Origin of the sequence: Kerstersia gyiorum (assembly GCF_048595715.1) — a bacterium.
Taxonomy (GTDB): domain Bacteria; phylum Pseudomonadota; class Gammaproteobacteria; order Burkholderiales; family Burkholderiaceae_B; genus Kerstersia; species Kerstersia gyiorum.
The window spans coordinates 2,784,845-2,804,508 of record NZ_CP169556.1 but is presented as its reverse complement, the minus strand read 5'-3'; the positions used below and the strand labels follow the sequence as shown (position 1 = coordinate 2,804,508).

Genomic DNA, 19,664 nt, shown 5'->3' with positions numbered 1-19,664 from the left:
CATGAAGAATTTCCCAAGCACGGACAGTACGCCGGCGCCTGTGATCACGATTGATGGCCCGACTGCGTCCGGCAAGGGCACGGTGGCGCAGGCAGTGGCCAGCGCGCTGGGCTGGCAGGTGCTCGATAGCGGCGCCCTGTATCGACTGACAGCGCTGGCGGCGAGCCAGGCCGGGATCGCCGATGAGGATCTGGATGGGCTGGCCCAGGCGGCACGCAGCCTGGACGTGCGTTTCGATGGCGGGGCGATCTGGCTGGCCGGACAGCGTGTCGAGGAAACCATACGCCAGGAGGCCGTGGGCAACCGGGCATCGCGTATCGCAGCGCTGCTGCCCGTGCGCGAGGCGCTGCTGGCCCGCCAGCGGGCATTCCGGCAGGTGCCGGGCCTGGTGGCAGACGGCCGGGATATGGGCACTATCGTGTTTCCCGATGCCCCTTTGAAGATATTTCTGGTCGCGGATGCCGAGGCACGCGCACGACGCAGGGCTAAGCAGTTGAGTGACAAAGGGATTTCTGCTAATCTAGAGGATATTTTGCGCGACATGCGCGAGCGCGATGCACGCGATACCCATCGCAGCGTGGCGCCGCTAGTGGCTGCGCAGGATGCAATAACCCTCGATTCGTCCAACTGGACGGCCGAGGAAACCACCCGGGCCATATTGCAGCTTTGGTCCGAAATCGTTGCCTAGGGGCCGCAAGGGTCGCCTGGGCTTTTCGTGAACTCCGCCTGGCCGGCTGATCCCCTGCCGGGCGTGTAACAAACGGCCCTCGGGCCGCTGTGGATTCTCAATGTCTGCCAATTCTTCCATTATTCAAGCCGGCGGTAGCTTCGCCGATCTGTTTGCCGAAAGCGTCCAGAACCAGGACATGCGTTCCGGCGAGGTCATCAGCGCTGAAGTCGTGCGCATCGACCACAATTTCGTCGTTGTCAACGCCGGTCTGAAGTCCGAAGCGCTGATCCCCCTGGAAGAGTTCCTGAACGATCAGGGCGAAGTCGAAGTCCAACCGGGCGACTTCGTTTCCGTCGCGATCGACTCCCTCGAAAACGGCTACGGCGACACCATCCTGTCGCGTGACCGCGCCAAGCGCCTGTCGGCCTGGCTGCAACTGGAGCAGGCGCTCGAAAACAATGAACTGGTCACCGGCACCATCACCGGCAAGGTGAAGGGCGGCCTGACGGTCATGACCAACGGCATCCGCGCCTTCCTGCCGGGTTCGCTGGTTGACCTGCGTCCCGTCAAGGACACGACGCCGTACGAAGGCAAGACCATGGAGTTCAAGGTCATCAAGCTCGACCGCAAGCGCAACAACGTCGTGTTGTCGCGTCGCGCCGTGCTGGAAGCCACCATGGGCGAAGACCGTCAGAAGCTGCTCGAAACCCTGCACGAAGGTGCTGTGGTCAAGGGCATCGTCAAGAACATCACCGACTACGGTGCGTTCGTTGACCTGGGCGGTATCGACGGCCTGCTGCACATCACCGACATGGCATGGCGCCGTGTCCGTCACCCCTCCGAAGTCCTGCAAGTGGGTCAGGAAGTCGAAGCCAAGGTGCTCAAGTTCGACCAGGAAAAGAGCCGCGTCTCCCTGGGCGTCAAGCAACTGGGCGAAGATCCCTGGATCGGCCTGGCCCGCCGCTACCCGCAAGGCACCCGCCTGTTCGGCAAGGTCACGAACCTGACCGACTACGGTGCGTTCGTGGAAGTGGAAGCCGGCATCGAAGGTCTGGTGCACGTTTCCGAAATGGACTGGACCAACAAGAACGTCGATCCGCGCAAGGTTGTCACCCTGGGCGAAGAAGTCGAAGTCATGGTCCTGGAAATCGACGAAGACCGTCGCCGTATCTCGCTGGGCATGAAGCAGTGCCGTGCCAACCCGTGGGAAGAGTTCTCCTCGAACTTCAAGCGTGGTGACAAGGTCCGCGGCGCCATCAAGTCGATCACCGACTTCGGCGTGTTCGTCGGCCTGCAAGGCGGCATCGACGGCCTGGTGCACCTGTCCGACCTGTCCTGGACGGAATCGGGCGAAGAAGCCGTGCGCAACTACAAGAAGGGCGACGAAGTCGACGCCGTGGTTCTGGGCATCGACGTCGAGAAGGAACGCATCTCGCTGGGTATCAAGCAGCTGGAAGGCGATCCGTTCAACAACTACGTTGCCACCTATGAAAAGGGTGCCGTGGTTCAAGGTACCGTCAAGTCGGTTGAAGCCAAGGGCGCAGTCGTGACCCTGTCGGTGGATGTCGAAGGCTACCTGCGCGCTTCCGAAATCTCGCAAGGCCGTGTCGAAGATGCAACCACCGCCCTGAAGGCCGGTGACAACATCGACGCCATGATCATCAACATCGACCGCAAGACGCGTTCGATCCAGCTGTCGATCAAGGCTCGCGACAACGCTGAAACCGCTGAAACCATCCAGCGCATGTCCGAAGCCAGCGCTTCGTCGGGTACGACGAACCTGGGCGCGCTGCTGAAGGCCAAGCTGGATCTCCAGCGCGACAACGGTTAAGAAGCGGTGACGAAGTCGGAATTGATCGCCATCCTGGCGGCACGCTATCCTCAGCTTGCCGCCAGGGATGCAGATTATGCGGTCAAGACCGTCCTTGATGCCATGACCCAGGCCTTGTCCTCGGGTCAGCGCATCGAGATACGGGGCTTCGGGAGCTTTTCCCTGTCCCTGCGTGCGGCCCGTGTGGGCCGCAACCCCAAGTCCGGCGAACCCGTGATGGTTCCTGGCAAGAAGGTTCCGCATTTCAAGGCGGGCAAGGAACTTCGGGAAAAAGTCGATGAATCCGAGCCCGGCGAGAGTGCTGCGCAAGCAGTTGGAGAAGTCCCCTTCGAATAAGGTGGCCTGGCCACCGAACTGAGATGACGGCGTTTCTGGCCATGCGCCGGAGTGAACTGATGTCATCGGTCAAAAAGCCGGTTCCTGCTACAGCGGGAACCGGCTTTTCCGTTTCACTGCCTGTGACAGGCAGTATCGTTCGGTGATGGCTGATCTGTCCGGGAAGAGAAAAATTGGTCAAATTGCACATGTTCTATGTCGGCGGCAATGCCGGCCGGTCCAACATCGAGGTTCATGATATCCAGTTTGCTGCCGTGGATCGGCCCGAAGCAGCCTGGCCGCTGTTGCGCCAGGCCTGGTTTGGCGACCCCGACAAAATCCATGTCGATGGATACAGCGTGATCGAATGGGCGGATGGACATGATGTCCGCTTGCTGCCTGCGCCGCCCGCTGCAGCACAGGTACGCCTGTTCTTCGTGAATGTGGGTGGCTATCGCGCCGACACCCTGGCAGAGCAGCATGAATATGGCTTGTTCGTTGCCCCTGACGCTGCGACGGCAAAACGCCGGGCGCTGGAGCGCCTGCTGCCAGGTATTGGCCACCAGCACCGCGACAACCTCAAGGACGTGGATGATTGCCTGATGCTGAACGAGCTGGGGGGCTGGCATATCCATCTGAACGTGAACCCCGATGGCAGGGAGGCGGAGCCGGCCTGGCAGGGCTACCAGCCGATAGGTGTACCGGCACGGACGGCTGGATGAAGCGGGTGCCGGATTGCCCTGGCCCGCTGCTTAGTGCGCCAGGCTTTTGGAAAAGACATTGATGACCAGCACTCCGGCAATGATCAAGGCCAGGCCGAGTATTGCCGGCCAGTCCAGTGATTGCCGGAAGAACAGCCAGCTCACCAGCGAGATGAGGACGATACCCAGCCCGGACCAGATCGCATAGGCAATGCCGGTAGGCATGGTGCGCAGGCTGAGGGACAGGCAGTAGAAGGCAATGCCGTAGCCCAGGATGGTGATCAGGCTGGGCCAGGGGCGGGTAAAGCTGTTCGAGAGTTTCAACGTGGATGTCGCGATGACTTCCGCGACGATGGCGATCAGCAGATAACAGTAGCTGGCGGCGGTGGGTGACATGCTGCGGGTGTTCCAGGTGAAGGGCCGCCAGATGGCAGCCGGCGCTCGTGCGCGGTAGTTGAAATCGTAGCGCAGCGTAGGGGCATCATGGCTTTTTTAATGTTTGCACGATACCGTGCAGGGGAGTCCGGCCCGGGTGTGACAGCGTGAAAACAGCGTTTACGCCTGGCCGGAAGACTCCGTATCATGACGCAAAGGCGCCGGCCGGCAGGCTGGCGCTTGTCGTTTCAATCAGGAAAGAATAGATGGCTGAGCCAATAAACAGGCAAAAACGGGCAGTTTCTTCAGGCGGCATTATTGTCATTCTGGCCATGCTGACGGCATTCGCGCCGTTGGCGACGGATATGTATCTGCCTGCCTTCCACTTGCTGGAAAAGTATTTCAATGTACCGGAAGGCGGCGTGGAAGGCTCGCTGTCGGTGTTTTTCCTGGGGCTGGCCTGCGGCCAGGCCGTCTATGGCCCGATGATAGACCGCTATGGCCGCTTGCGGCCTTTGATGGTGGGCGTCAGCCTGTATGTCGTGGCTACGGTATTGTGCCTGGTGGTGACGGATATCCGCCTGTTCATGCTGCTGCGCTTCCTGCAGGCCGCCGGGGGTGCCGCCGGCATGGTCATCGGCAGGGCCATCATCCGCGACTTGTACGATGACCGGGAAAGCGCGCGCGCCCTGTCACTCATGATGGCGATCGTCACGCTGGCGCCGATTCTCGGCCCGATTGTCGGCGGTTTTGTCGTTACCCACATGGGTTGGCGCGCCGTTTTCGTGATCATGCTGCTGTTCGGCCTGAGCTGCTGGGTGCTGGCATGGCGCTATCTGCCCGAAACGCTGCCGCCGGAAGCGCGCAGGCGTACCAGCCTGGGCGGTGTGTTTCGCACCTGGGGCACTTTGTTGGGCACGCGTGCCTTTGTGGTGCCCGCTATCCTGGGCGGCATGGCGCAGGCCTGCATGTTTGCGTTCATTACCGGTTCGCCGTTCGTATTCATGCAGTTGCATCATGCCGATGAACAGACTTACGGCTTGCTGTTTGCCGCTATCGCCTGCGCGCTGATTGTCGGCGCTTCCATCAATCGGCGGCTGTTGCGGCGTTTTCCGCCGGCCCGCCTGCTGGCTTGGGCATTGCGCGTCAACGCGGCTGCCGGTATTTGTACGGTGCTGTCGGTCAGTCTGCATAGCCTGCCTTTGCTGTTCGTGCCGCTGTGGTTGACGATCAGCACGCTGGGTTTTATCGGTGCGAATGCGGCAGCCGTTGCATTGAGCGCCAGCATGCAACATGTGGGCAGCGGTTCGGCCTTGATAGGCGTGCTGCAGTTCAGCCTGGCTTTCGTGGTCAGCAGTGTGGTGGCGGCGACACAGAATGGCACGGCCTACCCGATGACGTTCGCCATGGCGATCTGCGGCACGACAGCGGCCGTGCTGTGGAAGTGTTTCTACCGCGCCAAGGCGTGAGGCCCGCCCGGGCCTGAGCGGCTTTCCTGACTGTGGTCGGCCTCCTGCGGGAGGCCGTTTTTTTCCTGTCAGCGGTTCGTGAATCAAGATGGTGGTTTCAATTTCGTTATCAATACCTGCCGGAGATATTGTTATTTCCACTGGTTATGATTGATGGGAGTCTTTGTTCCATTATCGCGCGTCGGTATATCGACATAATTCGAAAGTCGTTTTGTCGATAAATATCGGCTGCTATTGTTAATCCCGGTTTCATTCCATTTTTAATTAAGGTGGGGTGAATTTAATTCTAATGGTTATGAGTTACCGGGTGTATGGCAGATTTATTGGAGCTTTACCGGACCATGGTCCGGATACGCGCCTTCGAGGATGCGGCGGAAATCGCCAGCCAGGGCGGGGTGCAGGCATGGGGTTTGTCAGAATCCAGCAAGCCGGCGCTGGTACGCGGGCCGCTGCATCTGTCTACGGGGCAGGAAGCCGTAGCGGCCGGGGTTTGCGCCCATCTGGGGCCGCAGGATCTATTGACTTCCACGCACCGGGGGCACGGCCATACGCTGGCCAAGGGCGCGGACAGCAAGCGCATGATGGCAGAGTTGTTCGGCCGGGCGACTGGCTATAACAAGGGTAAAGGCGGTTCCATGCATATCGCGGATTTTTCCGTGGGCATGCTGGGTGCCAATGGGGTGGTGGCAGCGGGATTGCCGATTGCCGTCGGTGCAGCCCAGGCATTGAAATTGCGTGGTGTTGATGCCATTGCCGTTTCTTTCTTTGGCGACGGCGCGATCAATCGCGGCCCATTCCTGGAATCCCTGAATTGGGCGGTGGTTTATCAATTGCCGGTGCTTTTCGTTTGCGAAGATAACCGCATTTCGGCAACGACCGCCAGCGCGCCGATGACGGGTGGTGAAGGTGCCAGCGCCAGAGCGAACTCGCTGGGTGTGCCGGCGCTCAAGGTCGATGGCAATGATGTCGAAGCCGTTGCTGATGCGGCGGCCGGCCTGATTGCCGACATACGTGCAGGGCAGGGCCCCAGGTTGCTGCATGCGCTGACGGACAGACACAAGGGGCACGTATCGGTAGACCCCGGTACTTATCGCGATCCCGCCGAGGTGGCGGCCGCGCTGGCGCGGGACCCGCTGCTGCGGGCACGCCAGCGCCTGGTGCAGCTGGGCCTGCAGCAGGAGGCCGCGCAGATCGAGGCGCAAGCACAGGCGGAAATAGACGCGGCGCTGGCCGCCGCGCAGGCGGACCCGTTCCCGGAAGTGGCGGACGCCTATACGGATATCACGACCACCGGTGAAGGAGCCTGGCGATGAGCACGCTGAACCTGAGCTATGCGCAAGCAGCGGCGCTGGCGCTGACCGAGGCCATGGAGGCCGATCCGTCCGTCGTGGCGCTGGGCGAGGATCTGGGGCGCGGCGGCGTCTTCGGGCAGTATCGCGATCTCGAGAACCAGCCGCTGGTGCAGCGCTTCGGCGAGCAGCGCATCGTGGATACGCCGATTTCCGAGGCCGCCATTGTCGGGGCGTCGGTGGGCATGGCCCTGGCCGGGCTCAAACCGGTAGTGGAGTTGCGGGTGGTGGATTTCGCGCTTTGTGCCATCGACGAAATCGTCAATCAGGCAGCCAAGAATCGCTTCATGTTTGGTGGGCAGGGACGCGTTGGCATGGTGGCGCGCTTGCCCATAGGCTTGTGGAGCGCCTCGGCGGCGCAGCATTCGCAATCCCTGGAAGCCTGGTTTGCGCATATTCCCGGGCTGACCGTCGTGACGCCGGCGACGCCGGCAGACAACTATGGCCTGCTGCATGCTGCGCTCGCATCCGGTGATCCGGTGATTTACATGGAGCACAAGGAACTCTGGGGTTCCAAGGGCACGGTGCATACCGGCGAGCCCGTGCCCTTGGGCAAGGCCCGGGTTGCCCGCGCTGGCAGCGATGTCACGGTGGTGTCGTGGTCGCGCCAGGTGCATGCCTGCACCGATGCGGCGGAACAACTGGCCGCTGAAGGCATCAGCGTGGAAGTGCTGGATTTGCGCACGATCTGGCCCTGGGACCGCGAGGCCGTGCTGGCGTCGGCGGCGCGTACCGGCCATGTGCTGGTGGCGCACGAGGCGGTGCAGGTGGCCGGGTTCGGCGCCGAGGTGGCGGCGACTGTCGCCGAACATACGGGCGCAAGGGTGCGGCGCCTGGGCGCGCCGCGCATTCCGGTGGGCTATGCCCAGATACTTGAAAACGAATCGCGTATCGACGCCGGCAAGGTCCGCGCGGCGATCGTTGCCTTGCTCAATCATTCTCCCTTGGAGATCGCATCATGAAGTCGTTGTTCAGCCTTGCGGCCATACCTGCCGTGGTCCTGCCTTTGCTCGCCGGCGTGGCCGGAAGCGCCGAGGCAGCGGATTACAAACAGGAATATCGCCTGTCCACCAATGTCAACGAAGCATTCCCACTGGGGCGCGGCGCGCAGGAATGGGCGCGCCTGGTCACCGAACGCACGGATGGCCGCATCAATGTGAAGTGGTATCCCGGCTCTTCATTGGTCGGCGGGGAAACCACGCGTGAATTTACGGCGTTGCGCCAAGGCGGCATTGATTTCAACGTGTCGTCGGTGATCAATTGGTCGCCCCACGTCAAGGAACTGAACCTGTTCCTGCTGCCGTTCCTGGTTCCGGATGACAAGGCCTTCGATGCGTTGACCAGCGGTGAAGTGGCAGACGAGCTGTTTGAAATCGTGAAAAAGCGGGGGGTGGTGCCCTTGGCCTGGGGTGAAAACGGCGCGCGGGAAATCAGCAATTCCAAGCACGAGATCCGCACTCCGGATGACCTCAAGGGGTTGAAGTTCCGCGTGGTCGGTTCGCCTATTTTCAACGACATCTATACGGCCCTGGGCGCCAATCCGACGCAAATGACCTTTGCTGACGCCCAGCCGGCGCTGCAAAGCGGCGTGGTCGATGGCCAGGAAAATCCGATTTCCCTGTTTGTTGGCGCCAAGATGCATACCCTGGGGCAGAAGTATCTGACCAAGTGGAATTACGTCAACGATCCGCTGGTATTTGCGGTGTCGGCCAAAGCCTGGGAAAGCTGGTCGCCGGAAGACCAGGAAATCGTACGCCAGGCGGCGCAGGAAGCGGCGCGCAATGAAATTGCCGCGACTCGCAAGGGCGTGAGCCCGGGAGACGACGCCTTGATCCAGCAGGCAATCGGGCAAGGCGTACAGGTGACGATTCTCAGTGATGCCGAGAAGGCGGCATTTGCCGAGGCGACACGTCCGGTGGTCGAAAAATGGTCCCGGACCATCGGCGAGGATCTGGTTCGCAAGGCGCAACAAGAGGTCGCGGCGACACGCTGATACGCCGTACCGGCCGCCGCCACCGCAAGCATGGATTGCGCCTGGCGGCGGGCCGGTTTTTGCCGCATGGGTTAGCTGCGTCGCCGGGTTCGCCGGGGCGCGGTGTAGAGGCCGTGGCCCGGCGCTTGCGTCCTGGCAGGATGCCGGGCGCCGCACGATGTGCGCAGAGGCGGGCACGGCGGAATTTTCTGGAATTGGATTTATGTCTGTTGAGCCATCCAAGGATGAGCCATCGTCGGGCGTCCCGGTGCGCGGCTTCCATGTAGAGGAAGCACTGGCCGCGGGCATCATGGCGGTGCTTTGCGTCATTACGTTGCTGAATGTCGCTACGCGCTATCTGACGAATGTTTCCTTTGCATTCACCGAGGAAATCTCGGTTTTCCTGGTCGTGCTGATGACTTTCATCGGTACCGCGACGGCGTTTTCGCGCGGCCTGCACCTGGCAATGCTGGCGCTGGTCGAGCGCCTGCCCTGGCGTGTGCAGTATTGGCAGCGGGTCTATGCGCTGGCCTGCGGCATCCTGATGTTCGGCATCCTGGCGTGGTACGGCGCCCTGGCCTGGCTGGATGACTACGACAGCGGGCTGGTGTCGCCGGGGTTGGGCGTGCCGCAGTGGTGGTATACCGCCGTGGTGCCGGTATTTTCCTGCCTGATTGTCCTGCGCCAGCTTCAGGCCCTGGCCATTGCATTGAGGCGCAAGCAGCCATGAGCTATGACATGCTGGGGGTGATGCTGTTCGCCCTGTTTCTGCTGTTCCTGGCCACCGGAGTGCCGCTGGCGGTGGCGCTGGGTCTGTCCGGTACGGCGGTCGTCGCTTTTGCGGATCTGGGCATGCTGTCCGTGCCGATGAACGTCTACAACAGTATTTCCAAGTATCCGCTGCTGGCGATTCCGATGTTCATCCTGGCCGGGGTGCTGTTCGAACGCGCCGGTATTGCAGCTTCCATGGTGCGTTTTGCGGCATCCATCGTGGGGCCCAGGCGCGGCGGCCTGGCTGCCACCGCGATCATTGTAGCGATGATCCTGGGCGGGATATCCGGTTCGGGCCCGGCGGCGTCTTCCGCCGTCGGTGCGGTGATGATTCCGCAGATGGTACGCGCTGCCTATCCGCGCGGTTTTGCCGCAGCCGTCGTCGGGGCCGGGGCATCCACGGATATCCTCATTCCGCCCTCCATCGCGCTGGTGATCTACAGCATGCTGGTGCCCGAGGCCAGTGTGCCGGCCCTGTTTGCCGCAGGCATGGTGCCGGGCGTGCTGGCCGGCCTGTGCCTCATCGGCGGTTCGGTGTGGCTGGCGCGCCACCATGAAATCGGCACGGAACGCGAAGATGTCAGGCCACCATTCTGGGCCAGCCTGCGCGAGGCCATCTGGGCACTGATGGCGCCGGTGGTGATTCTGGGCAGTATGCGCACCGGGCTGGTGACCCCGACCGAGGCCGCGGTGCTGGCGGTGTTCTATGGCCTGGTCGTGGGTGTGCTGGTCTACCGCACGCTGACGCCACGGGTGCTTTACCGCGTACTGGTGGAGGCCTGCGAATTGTCGGCCATCATCCTCATCATCCTGGCGCTGGCATCGGTCTTTTCGCTGGCCAGCAATGCCCTGGGCACCTTCGATCACATGGCTCGCGCCCTGGTTGCGTCGGTCAGTTCCGAAGTCGGCCTGTTGCTGATGATCAACCTGGTGCTGCTGATTGCCGGCATGTTCATCGACGGGATCTCGATTTTCTTCATTTTCCTGCCGCTGTTCATCCCCATCATGAATTACTTTCAGTGGGATCCGGTGTGGTTCGGCATTCTCATCACGATCAATATCGCGATCGGGCAGTTCACCCCGCCGGTAGGTCTGAACCTGGTCGTCACGGCGCGCATCGCCAGGACATCACTGGAGTCCACCACCTATTGGGCCGTGATGCTGAGCCTGTTCATGGTGCTGTTGCTGCTGCTGTGCACCTTCGTGCCGCAGGTCGTGCTGTGGCTGCCCCGCGCACTCGGTTATTGAGGATGCCGCTGCGTCTGGCAGGCGTGCCTGCCAGACGTCCCGGGTCAGCCGGGCAGGGGGTCAGGGAGCCTTGCTGGCCGCCATATATTCCATGACAGTACCCATGTCCTTGTCGCCGCGGCCGGAGAGGTTGACCAGCACCGCCTGGTCCGGGCGCATGTCGCGCGCCAGCTTGAGTGCATAGGCGACAGCGTGGCTGGATTCCAGCGCGGGGATGATGCCTTCCGCACGGCACAGGTAATGGAAGGCGTGCAGGGCCTCCTCGTCGGTAATGCCGACATATTCCACGCGGCCGATATCATGCAGCAGGGCGTGTTCTGGCCCGACGCCAGGGTAGTCCAGGCCGGCGCTGATGCTATGGGTTTCCATGACCTGTCCATCCTCGTTCTGGATGATGTAGGTGCGGTTGCCGTGCAGCACGCCGGGCCGGCCCCGTTGCAGCGAGGCGGCATGCTTGCCGCTGTCCAGCCCCAGGCCGGCGGCTTCCACACCAATGAGACGTACGCTTTCCTCGCTGATATAGGGATGGAAAATGCCGATGGCATTGCTGCCGCCGCCGACGCAGGCGACCACGGCATCGGGCTGGCGCCGTCCCAGGCCGAGGCTGCCCAGCATATCGGGCATCTGCACCCGGCATTCTTTGCCGATCACGCTCTGGAAGTCGCGCACCATCATGGGGTAGGGATGCATGCCTGCCACCGTGCCGATCAGATAAAAGGTGCGGTCCACGTTGGCGACCCAGTCACGGATGGCCTCGTTCATGGCGTCCTTGAGCGTCCGGCTGCCTGAATCGACGCTGGTGACGGTGGCACCCAGCAATTGCATGCGCTGCACATTGGGCATTTGCCGGCGGATGTCTTCACTGCCCATGTAAACCACGCATTCCAGGCCATAGCGGGCGCAGATGGTGGCGGTGGCGACACCATGCTGCCCGGCGCCGGTCTCGGCGATGATGCGCGGCTTGCCCATGCGGCGTGCCAGCAGCGCCTGGCCGATGACGTTGTTGATCTTGTGCGCGCCGGTATGGTTGAGGTCCTCGCGCTTGAGGAAAATCTGTGCGCCGCCGGTTTCGTCGCTCAGGCGCTTGGCGTGATAGACCGGTGAAGGGCGGCCGACGTAATGGGCCAGCTCATTGCGGAATTCGGCAATGAAAGCCGGGTCGCGCCGGTAGTGCCGATAGGCTTCGCCCAGTTCCGTGACGGCCTGTGCCAGGGTTTCGCTGATGAAACTGCCGCCATAGGGGCCGAAATGGCCGCTGGCGTCGGGTTGCTGGTAGTTGGCGTAATCCGTCGTGGCGGTGCTTGCCGGGGCGGTCTGGGCTTGGGGAGCAGCCGTTGCGGTTGCTTGCAGGGGACGATTGAAACTCATGGTCAGACTCCATTGCTCCGCCCACGCCGGCGCCGTACGAGGCGCCGAAAACAGGGGACGGATATTTCCAGGGATCATTCCGCCCGGCCCGTTCGCGTGGCAGCACGGCACGGCAGAGCCGGATAGGACCGGCCACGGCAGGCGTGCATGGACGTCAGGGAGCGGAATGAAACAACAAATGCCGACTGGCTGATCTCAGGCGTGCGGGATCAGCAGCGTGGAAACGATGGGGCTGTGCCATCGTTCACGCTTGCAGATATGCACCCACCACGCGAGGCGCGGCGAGAGCTGGCGTTTGTTGGAAGAAGTGACCAAGTCTGGTTCCTGTCGGAAATGATGATTCTTCGCAGCACGGCAGACGCCGTTATTGAAGAGTCCTGGTCTTATTCTAACGCCCGAAGCCAGTGGCGCAAGCCCCCTGCCAGTACGGGACCATTTTTTTATCGGATGTGGCATAGATGCCGAGTGTTCGCATAATTGCCAATTTTTTCGTGTCTATGCTGGTCTGTTGCCGCCTTGACGGCACAGTCTGTCCAGGAATTTGCACCTGGATAAAAAAATTAGGGCCGGAAATGTGACGGGGCATGGAGATTTTCCGCTGCAGCGTGTTACGATAATTTTCGATCCCTCGAATTTGTCCGCTGACCGCATCGGCGTGCTGGGCTATCAATCAGACTGATTTCCTTTCATGCCGTATTGCGGCTGCGCGATTCCCCGATTGCGCATGAGACGCCTCGTCTGGCGTCCTTGGCCGGGCTCCAGTCTGTTTTTTCTCCCACTCTCCGGCGATGCACGGCATGCTTGAAGCATGTGCTGCAACTCCAGCCGCGAGAGATCGAAGACCCCGGTTCCGGGGGCGTTTGCAAGTTTTTGGTTAGTCCATAGCCAGCCAGGCCAGGCGGGACGGGTCTCGTCCGTATGGAGCAGTTGCTGTTGTCAGCCTCCCAAAAGGAAGCGCGGACAAGCAGTAGGCGCTTTGACGGCAGTGCCCAGGAGGCGCTGCGTCTCCCGCATGGCTGACCACGCGCCTGCGCGCAGGCCCCGGCCATGAAGCCGTTCGGGTCGGAACCGGAAGTGGGAGCGGCGGGATGCAAGACCGCCAGTCCCTTGTTTATCTGCAATGATTAAAGACGAGATGGAAACACGCCTTGAACATGATCTGCTCGGCGACCTGGAATTGCCAGCAGATATTTACTACGGTATCCAGACCTACCGTGCCGTGCACAATTTCAACCTGTCCGGTACGAAGTTGTCCGACTATCCTTCCTTTGTCCGGGCGCTGGCGATGGTCAAACATGCCTGCGCGGATGCCAACCATGCGCTGGGCCAGATGGCCGACGACAGGCACGAGGCCATTGTGCACGCCTGCCAGCGCATCGTGAACGGTGAGTTCAGCGACCAATTCCCGGTCGACATGATTCAGGGCGGCGCAGGTACGTCGACCAATATGAACATGAATGAAGTCGTGGCCAATGTCGGCCTTGAGTTCATGGGGCGCAAGAAAGGCGAGTACGCCAATCTGCACCCGAACAACGACGTCAACATGTCGCAGTCCACCAATGACGTCTACCCGACGGCGATCCGCCTGGGCCTCTTGCTGGAGCAGCAGGAAGTGGTGGCCAGCCTGGACCGCCTGATCGACTCGCTGGAGAGCAAGGCGGGTGAACTGGCTGACGTTCTCAAGATGGGCCGTACCCAGTTGCAGGATGCCGTGCCCATGACCATGGGCCAGGAATTCCATGCTTTCGCCAGCACCCTGGCCGACGACGCGGATTACCTGCGTCTGGATGCCAAGCGCTTGCTGTATGACGTGAACCTGGGCGGCACTGCCATTGGCACCGGCATCAACACGCATCCGGATTACGCCGGCCTGGCCGTGGCCCGCCTGGCGGCTGTCAGCGGCGAAGCGATGAAGCCGGCGCGCGACCTGATTGCAGCCACCTACGACATGGGTGCGTTCGTGATGTTGTCGTCGGCGCTCAAGCGCCTGGCGATGCGCCTGTCCAAGATGTGCAACGATTTGCGCCTGCTGGGCAGCGGTCCGCGCACCGGCCTGCAGGAACTGAACCTGCCGCCGCGCCAGCCGGGCAGCTCCATCATGCCGGGCAAGGTCAACCCCGTGATTCCGGAGGCCGTCAACCAGGTGGCTTTCGCGGTGATGGGCAACGACGTGGCGATTACCATGGCGGCTGAAGCTGGCCAGTTGCAGCTGAACGTCATGGAACCGCTGGTGGCATTCAAGCTGTTCGAGTCGCAACGCCTGCTGGCGCGTTCCATGGATATGCTGCGCGAACTGTGCATCGTCGGCATCACTGCCAACGCCGAGCACAGCCGCAAGCTGATGGAAAACTCGATCGGCCTCGTGACAGCGCTGAACCCGTTCATCGGTTACGAAAACTCCACGCGTATTGCTGCGCTGGCCCTGGAAACGGGCCGTGGCGTGCTGGAATTGGTGCGCGAAGAAAAGCTGCTTGATGACGACGTGCTGGAAGAAGTGCTCAAGCCGGAAAATATGATGCGTCCGCGCGTCGCGGCACATAGCTGATCCATACGTCCGTGGCCTTGACCGGCCCGGGCCGGAACCGGGTGGGAGCCGTTGACAGGCTCCCACCCGGTTTTTTCTTTGATGGCAAGCGGCAGGGGGCGGGCTGACTGGTACTGCAGGCTGTCAGGCTGTGTCCGCCAGGAAGGCGAGGGCTTGTGCGTGCCGGGTCTGGGCTTTGGCGCCATTTCATCTCTGGATTTTCCACCGCTGTCTGTCTGTGCAATGGCGTTCTGTGAAATGGCTGCATCTATAATTTGAAATGTTATATCATTTTATATTTTCGGTGGGAGCCGAGTCCGGCGGGAGTTGCCAAGGCAAGCGCCCGCCTTAACGTTTCAAGGAAAGATGTCATGCCAGATAGACAGGATAGGCTGCCGGTCACGGTGCTGTCAGGGTTTCTCGGTGCAGGCAAGACCACATTGCTGAATCACATTCTGAACAACCGCGAGGGCCGCCGCGTGGCGGTGATCGTCAACGATATGTCGGAAGTGAATATTGATGCAGAGCTGGTGCGGGAGGGTGGGGCCGCCTTGTCGCGCACCGATGAAAAATTGGTGGAAATGAGCAATGGCTGCATCTGCTGTACCCTGCGCGAGGATTTGCTGCTGGAAGTGCAGCGCCTGGCGCGCGAAGGTCGCTTTGACCAGCTGGTGATTGAATCTACCGGTATTTCCGAACCTTTGCCCGTGGCGGAAACATTCACTTTCGAGGGAGAGGATGGCCGCAGCCTGGGAGAGATTGCGCGCCTGGACACGATGGTGACGGTGGTGGATGCCTGCAATTTCCTGCGAGATTATGAGTCCCGGGACAGCCTGCAAGCGCGCGGCGAATCGCTGGGAGAGGAAGACGAGCGCACCGTGGTGGATTTGCTGGTAGACCAGGTCGAGTTTTGCGATGTGATCGTCCTGAACAAAACGGATCTCGTCAGCACGGCCGAGCGCGAACGCCTGCTGGCCATACTGCGCAGTCTCAATCCGCGCGCCAGGATAGAGCTGGCCAGCTTCGGCCAGGTGCCGTTGTCCAGCGTGCTGGAAACCGGCTTGTTCGATTTCGAGCAGGCCGAGCAAGCCCCAGGCTGGCTGCGGGAACTGCGCGGTGAACACGTGCCGGAAACAGAGGAATATGGCATTGCCAGTTTCGTCTACCGCGCCCGGCGCCCGTTCCATCCGCAACGTTTTTTCGACTGGACGCGGCAACGCTGGGCGGGCGTGGTTCGTGCCAAGGGCTTTTTCTGGCTGGCCAGCCACCCTGCGCTGGCGGCCACCTGGTCCCAGGCCGGGGTGGTGGCGCGCCAACAGGTAGCAGGCTTGTGGTGGGCTGCCATGCCTGCCGAGCGCTGGCCCCAAGACCCCGAGGCCATTGCGCTGATCCGGCGGAAATGGGTCGATGGGGTAGGGGATGCGCGCCAGGAACTGGTATTGATCGGCGCGGACATGGACGAACCCGCATTACGCCAGGGGTTTGATCATTGCCTGTTGACCGATGCAGAAATGGCAGCGGGTCCGCGGGCCTGGAGGGACTGGAAAAATCCGTTTCCGGATTGGCCGGACTGAAGCGTGCTGCCCTGATCCGGGCAACAGTATTGGGGGCAGTCGTCTTCAGGCCGGCCGGATGTTTCCGGTCGGCAGCATTCAGGCCGCGGTGGTGGTCAGGATGGTGAGGATGCCGCTCAGCGTGGCCAGGCCGCAGGTCGCAGCGAGCCACGGGATGGCGCGCGATAGCACCGAGGCGCCCGCGGCGGCATCCCGTCCGCCGCGCAGCAGGAGATGGTGGCGACGGTAGGCCAGCAGCAAGGTGGCTGAGGCCAGCACCAGCACGACCGAACCCAGGGCCAGGATGAAATGGCTTTGCTGCAGCATGCCGGAACGCAGAATCAGCAACGCGTTGGCCATCAGCGCCAGGCAGGTGCGGTTCCAGGCCAGGACGGTGCGTTGCGGCTGCAAACCGGGGTCGTTGGGGTCCATGGCGCGTGCCAGCCTAGAGCAGTATCGCCAGCACGATTGCGATCCCTGCCAGGGCCGCCGCTAGCAACGGAATGGCGGGCGTATGCGGCAATCCCCGCGACAGGCGCATGGCAAGTTCATTCTGGCGCCAGCGCATGTAGGCCAACAGGCAGAGCAAGGCTGCCAGCAGGGCGAGGCACAGCGCCAGCACGCGCACGGTGCCCGGAGGGCCAAGCTGGCTGGCGAACTGGTCCAGGGCCACGCCGCCAGCCAGCACTGCCAGTGCTGTGCGTATCCAGGCGAGGAAGGTGCGTTCGTTGGCCAGCGTGAAACGGTAATCGGGGTCTTGGCCTTGCTGTTGCCAGCGGGGGCGCTTCAACACGGGCAGGTCTCCTGTCTGGGGGAGGAAATGGGTAGACGATGGCGAAAGGAAATGGGCGGCGGGAAAACAACAGCGCCTCCCATGGGGGAGGCGCCTGTTGCCTGGCGGCTGCCGGTGGTGCAGCGTGCTGTCCATCCGGCCTGCCGCCACCCCTTGAAAGGGGCGGGTGATTACTTCAGCGAAGCCTGGTAAATGGATTCGATGGAAGCATCCAGCGCCTGGTTGAATTCCGCATCGCTTTGCTGGGCGCTCAGGCCTTCGGTCAGGGCACGGCTGAAACTGGCGATGATGCCGGGGTTGCGGGCCAGAATGTCGTTGGCATCGGCACGCGAGTAACCGCCGGACAGGGCCACCACGCGAACCACGCGCGGGTGCTTGACCAGTTCGTCATAGAAGCCATCGACGCTGGGCAGCGTGAGCTTGAGCATGACGCGGTTGTCGCCGGTCAGGGCGTCCAGGCGCTTGAGGAAACCTTCCTTCAGGCGGGCTTCGATGGCAGCCTTTTCCGGGGCGTTGATCAGCACTTCCGGTTCCAGGATTGGGCACAGGCCGGCCTTGAGGATGCGCAGGCCGTATTCGAATTGCTGATCCAGGGCCTGGTCGATACCGGCGGCGTTGTTCTCTGCAACCACCGAGCGCATCTTCGTGCCGAAGATACCCTTGGCCACGGCGCGTTCCAGCAGGGCTTCCAGTTCGGGCATGGGCTTCATCAGCTGCACGCCGTCGGCTTGCGCAGCCAGGCCCTTGTCCACTTTCAGGAAGGGGACGACCTGTTTCTTTTCCCACAGATAGGCGGCGGAATCCTGGCCCTCGATCTGGCGGTCCATGGTGGCTTCGAACAGGATGGCGCCCAGAATGCGGCGGCCGTCGAACGCCGGGCTGGTCACGATGCGGGTGCGCATGGCGTGCACGAGGTCGAACATTTCCGCTTCGTTGCTGTAGGCGGATTCCTCGACGCCGTACAGGCGCAGCGCCTTCGGGGTGCTGCCGCCGCTCTGGTCGAGCGCCGCAATAAAACCGTTACCTTGCGAGACTTTTGCCAGTTGTTCCTGGTTCACGTTGAAATCCTTATGTAATAGTGATGAATCTGGTGGTGAATCGGCTGGCCCGGGGACAGCGGCAGGCCGGCACCGGGCAGAATGGATCCTGCGGCAGCCAGGCGCACGGCACAAGGCCAGGGTGGGGCTCTGGGCGCAATGCCGCGAGTTTATCGCACAACCCAGCTGGATATCGAGCCATACTGTGTCCAGATGCCGGTGGTGCGGAACAAATCGTAAATGGCATCCAGATGTCGGTGCGACGCCGGGACGGCAGGAAGTGAAGGCCAGCTGTCGCTCTGCTGCCGGCGTGCCAAAGGCGCAGCAGGCTAATACACGGGATTTTTTTCTTTTGCACTGGTGTTATCCCTAGTTTTAAGGGGTGGCATACAGATAGCTGTTAGAACGACAATTTGCTGTCTTCATCCCGGCCGCTCTGGCAAACTGGGGTTAGAAGGCGGGTATTACCGCCTATTGTTTCAATTCACCCCGGGCGACATGGATGTCCGCGGGTACCGTAGGAGAGAGATATGATCAAACGCAAAGCGTTGGCAGGGCTGGCAGCAGTCGTGGCAATGGCCGCGGGGGGCGCAGCGCAGGCGGCACCGGTGATTCTGAAGGTTGCTCACTTTTTGCCTCCGGTCTCTCCCGGGCATACCAAATTCATCGCCCCGTGGTGTGAAAAGATCGAAGCGGAATCCAATGGCGAACTGAAGTGCCAGATCTACCCGGCGATGCAGCTGGGCGGAACGCCGGCGCAGCTGTTCAACCAGGCGCGTGATGGCGTTGCCGACATTGTCTGGACCCTGCCGGGTTATACCGCCGGTCGCTTCCCGATTTCCGAAGTGTTTGAACTGCCTTTCCTGACGACCAAGCACGAACCGTCTTCGCGCGCCATCTGGGATTTCGTCCAGAAGAACGCCATAAACGAGTTCCGTGGCGTCAAGCCGCTGGCCATCTGGGTCAATGGCGCCAATCAGCTGCATCTGCGCGACAAGCAGGTGGAAAATCTTGAAGAGCTGCGTGGCCTGAAGATCCGTGCACCGTCTCGCCTGGGTAACAAGATCCTGGCTGCGCTGGGCGCGACCCCGGTCGGCATGCCCGTGCCGCAAATGGCCGAAAGCCTCTCCAAGGGCGTGATCGACGGCGCGCTGGTGCCCTGGGAAGTGCTGCCGGCCACCAAGGCGCATGAGCTGACCAAGTTCCATATGGAAACGGCTGGCGACACGGCCATGACCACCGCGACCATGGTGTTCGTCATGAACCAGCGCAAGTACGATAGCCTGACGCCGGAACAGAAGAAGGTCATCGACGCCAATAGCGGTGGCGATACTTCCGCCTGGGTTGCGTCCCAGTTCGAAGCTGCCGATGCTGCCGGCCGCGAAGCAGCGATTGCGCGCGGTAATGTTGTCTATTCGCTGAGCCCCGAGCAGACCGCGCTGTGGGAACAGACTACCCAGCCGGTCATCGCCGAGTGGATCAAGGAAGTTTCCTCCAAGGGTGTGGATGGCGCAGCGCTGGTGCAGGAAGCCCGGGACCTGGTCAAACAGTATTCCTCGGCCCAGTAAAGCAAGCAGTGATGGCACGTCCGGGACAGGCCTGGACTGCCATTCCTGAATGAAAAGGGCCGCATAACGGCCCTTTTCACGTTCTAGGCATCAACCCGTTGCCGTTTTCCGTTGAACTGT

Annotated in this window: 18 protein-coding genes; 13 read left to right on the top strand and 5 right to left on the bottom strand. The window is 61.7% G+C overall.

Features of this window, described 5'->3' with window-relative positions; genetic code table 11:
* The first annotated feature begins 1 nt into the window (after position 1).
* The 4 genes from cmk to ACEW7X_RS12250 all read left to right on the top strand — a co-directional run bounded on the left by cmk (position 2) and on the right by ACEW7X_RS12250 (position 3,538).
* The gene (cmk, locus tag ACEW7X_RS12265; protein ID WP_068366263.1) at positions 2-688 is read left to right on the top strand and encodes a (d)CMP kinase; all 687 of its coding nucleotides are present in this window, start codon (positions 2-4) and stop codon (positions 686-688) included.
* 100 nt (positions 689-788) lie between these two features.
* Entirely contained in the window at positions 789-2,501 is a 1,713-nt protein-coding gene (rpsA, locus tag ACEW7X_RS12260; protein WP_068366260.1) for a 30S ribosomal protein S1, read from the top strand.
* 6 nt (positions 2,502-2,507) lie between these two features.
* On the top strand, positions 2,508-2,837 hold the full coding sequence (locus ACEW7X_RS12255) for an integration host factor subunit beta (RefSeq protein ID WP_068366257.1): 330 nt from the start codon (positions 2,508-2,510) through the stop codon (positions 2,835-2,837).
* Positions 2,838-3,010: 173 nt separating this feature from the next.
* Complete coding sequence (locus ACEW7X_RS12250) at positions 3,011-3,538, top strand: DUF1543 domain-containing protein (protein WP_207224894.1); 528 nt, start codon at positions 3,011-3,013, stop codon at positions 3,536-3,538.
* Positions 3,539-3,568: 30 nt separating this feature from the next.
* On the opposite strand, the gene ACEW7X_RS12245 is transcribed toward ACEW7X_RS12250, so the two are convergent.
* On the bottom strand, positions 3,569-3,913 hold the full coding sequence (locus ACEW7X_RS12245) for a DMT family transporter (protein WP_068366253.1): 345 nt from the start codon (positions 3,911-3,913) through the stop codon (positions 3,569-3,571).
* A gap of 245 nt (positions 3,914-4,158) precedes the next feature.
* Here ACEW7X_RS12245 and ACEW7X_RS12240 point away from each other — a divergent pair, with 245 nt between their 5' ends.
* The 6 genes from ACEW7X_RS12240 to ACEW7X_RS12215 all read left to right on the top strand — a co-directional run bounded on the left by ACEW7X_RS12240 (position 4,159) and on the right by ACEW7X_RS12215 (position 10,701).
* A complete protein-coding gene (locus ACEW7X_RS12240) occupies positions 4,159-5,361 on the top strand; it encodes a multidrug effflux MFS transporter (RefSeq protein WP_420177268.1) in 1,203 nt (400 codons plus the stop codon).
* Between the two features lie 311 nt (positions 5,362-5,672).
* Positions 5,673-6,674 carry a thiamine pyrophosphate-dependent dehydrogenase E1 component subunit alpha gene (locus ACEW7X_RS12235; RefSeq protein ID WP_240733246.1) on the top strand — a complete coding sequence of 334 codons (1,002 nt, stop codon included), beginning with the start codon at positions 5,673-5,675 and terminating at the stop codon, positions 6,672-6,674.
* Positions 6,671-7,672 carry an alpha-ketoacid dehydrogenase subunit beta gene (locus ACEW7X_RS12230; protein WP_420177267.1) on the top strand — a complete coding sequence of 334 codons (1,002 nt, stop codon included), beginning with the start codon at positions 6,671-6,673 and terminating at the stop codon, positions 7,670-7,672. The genes ACEW7X_RS12235 and ACEW7X_RS12230 overlap by 4 nt, the downstream gene beginning before the upstream one ends.
* A complete protein-coding gene (locus tag ACEW7X_RS12225; RefSeq protein WP_068366241.1) occupies positions 7,669-8,703 on the top strand; it encodes a DctP family TRAP transporter solute-binding subunit in 1,035 nt (344 codons plus the stop codon). The genes ACEW7X_RS12230 and ACEW7X_RS12225 overlap by 4 nt, the downstream gene beginning before the upstream one ends.
* A 202-nt stretch (positions 8,704-8,905) precedes the next feature.
* Entirely contained in the window at positions 8,906-9,412 is a 507-nt protein-coding gene (locus ACEW7X_RS12220; protein ID WP_278864226.1) for a TRAP transporter small permease, read from the top strand.
* A gap of 8 nt (positions 9,413-9,420) precedes the next feature.
* On the top strand, positions 9,421-10,701 hold the full coding sequence (locus tag ACEW7X_RS12215; RefSeq protein ID WP_068367631.1) for a TRAP transporter large permease: 1,281 nt from the start codon (positions 9,421-9,423) through the stop codon (positions 10,699-10,701).
* A gap of 60 nt (positions 10,702-10,761) precedes the next feature.
* Here the strand turns inward: ACEW7X_RS12215 and trpB are convergent, their stop codons facing one another.
* Complete coding sequence (gene trpB, locus ACEW7X_RS12210; protein ID WP_083969314.1) at positions 10,762-12,069, bottom strand: tryptophan synthase subunit beta; 1,308 nt, start codon at positions 12,067-12,069, stop codon at positions 10,762-10,764.
* A gap of 1,135 nt (positions 12,070-13,204) precedes the next feature.
* Between trpB and ACEW7X_RS12205 the strand changes: the two genes are divergently transcribed.
* Positions 13,205-14,614: an aspartate ammonia-lyase gene (locus ACEW7X_RS12205; RefSeq protein WP_068366230.1), complete on the top strand. Its 1,410-nt coding sequence runs from the start codon at positions 13,205-13,207 to the stop codon at positions 14,612-14,614.
* 350 nt (positions 14,615-14,964) lie between these two features.
* Positions 14,965-16,167, top strand: a complete 1,203-nt coding sequence (gene zigA / locus ACEW7X_RS12200; protein ID WP_420177266.1) for a zinc metallochaperone GTPase ZigA — start codon at positions 14,965-14,967, stop codon at positions 16,165-16,167.
* 78 nt (positions 16,168-16,245) lie between these two features.
* Here zigA and ACEW7X_RS12195 read toward each other — a convergent pair whose 3' ends face one another.
* From ACEW7X_RS12195 to ACEW7X_RS12185, 3 genes are all read right to left on the bottom strand, one after another.
* On the bottom strand, positions 16,246-16,578 hold the full coding sequence (locus tag ACEW7X_RS12195) for a DUF202 domain-containing protein (RefSeq protein ID WP_068366225.1): 333 nt from the start codon (positions 16,576-16,578) through the stop codon (positions 16,246-16,248).
* Positions 16,579-16,591: 13 nt separating this feature from the next.
* On the bottom strand, positions 16,592-16,939 hold the full coding sequence (locus ACEW7X_RS12190) for a YidH family protein (protein ID WP_308219093.1): 348 nt from the start codon (positions 16,937-16,939) through the stop codon (positions 16,592-16,594).
* Positions 16,940-17,109: 170 nt separating this feature from the next.
* On the bottom strand, positions 17,110-17,997 hold the full coding sequence (locus tag ACEW7X_RS12185) for a fructose bisphosphate aldolase (RefSeq protein ID WP_068366223.1): 888 nt from the start codon (positions 17,995-17,997) through the stop codon (positions 17,110-17,112).
* A gap of 509 nt (positions 17,998-18,506) precedes the next feature.
* Between ACEW7X_RS12185 and ACEW7X_RS12180 the strand changes: the two genes are divergently transcribed.
* Positions 18,507-19,544, top strand: a complete 1,038-nt coding sequence (locus tag ACEW7X_RS12180) for a TRAP transporter substrate-binding protein (protein ID WP_134838721.1) — start codon at positions 18,507-18,509, stop codon at positions 19,542-19,544.
* The last annotated feature ends 120 nt before the right edge of the window (positions 19,545-19,664 follow it).

Coding starts and splice junctions, on each gene's coding strand:
- cmk (WP_068366263.1), top strand. CDS start 2: ATGAAGAATTTCCCAAGCACGGACAGTACGCCGGCGCCTGTGATCACG.
- rpsA (WP_068366260.1), top strand. CDS start 789: ATGTCTGCCAATTCTTCCATTATTCAAGCCGGCGGTAGCTTCGCCGAT.
- ACEW7X_RS12245 (WP_068366253.1), bottom strand. CDS start 3,913: ATGTCACCCACCGCCGCCAGCTACTGTTATCTGCTGATCGCCATCGTC.
- ACEW7X_RS12240 (WP_420177268.1), top strand. CDS start 4,159: ATGGCTGAGCCAATAAACAGGCAAAAACGGGCAGTTTCTTCAGGCGGC.
- ACEW7X_RS12235 (WP_240733246.1), top strand. CDS start 5,673: ATGGCAGATTTATTGGAGCTTTACCGGACCATGGTCCGGATACGCGCC.
- ACEW7X_RS12230 (WP_420177267.1), top strand. CDS start 6,671: ATGAGCACGCTGAACCTGAGCTATGCGCAAGCAGCGGCGCTGGCGCTG.
- ACEW7X_RS12225 (WP_068366241.1), top strand. CDS start 7,669: ATGAAGTCGTTGTTCAGCCTTGCGGCCATACCTGCCGTGGTCCTGCCT.
- ACEW7X_RS12220 (WP_278864226.1), top strand. CDS start 8,906: ATGTCTGTTGAGCCATCCAAGGATGAGCCATCGTCGGGCGTCCCGGTG.
- ACEW7X_RS12215 (WP_068367631.1), top strand. CDS start 9,421: ATGCTGGGGGTGATGCTGTTCGCCCTGTTTCTGCTGTTCCTGGCCACC.
- trpB (WP_083969314.1), bottom strand. CDS start 12,069: ATGAGTTTCAATCGTCCCCTGCAAGCAACCGCAACGGCTGCTCCCCAA.
- ACEW7X_RS12205 (WP_068366230.1), top strand. CDS start 13,205: ATGGAAACACGCCTTGAACATGATCTGCTCGGCGACCTGGAATTGCCA.
- zigA (WP_420177266.1), top strand. CDS start 14,965: ATGCCAGATAGACAGGATAGGCTGCCGGTCACGGTGCTGTCAGGGTTT.
- ACEW7X_RS12195 (WP_068366225.1), bottom strand. CDS start 16,578: ATGGACCCCAACGACCCCGGTTTGCAGCCGCAACGCACCGTCCTGGCC.
- ACEW7X_RS12180 (WP_134838721.1), top strand. CDS start 18,507: ATGATCAAACGCAAAGCGTTGGCAGGGCTGGCAGCAGTCGTGGCAATG.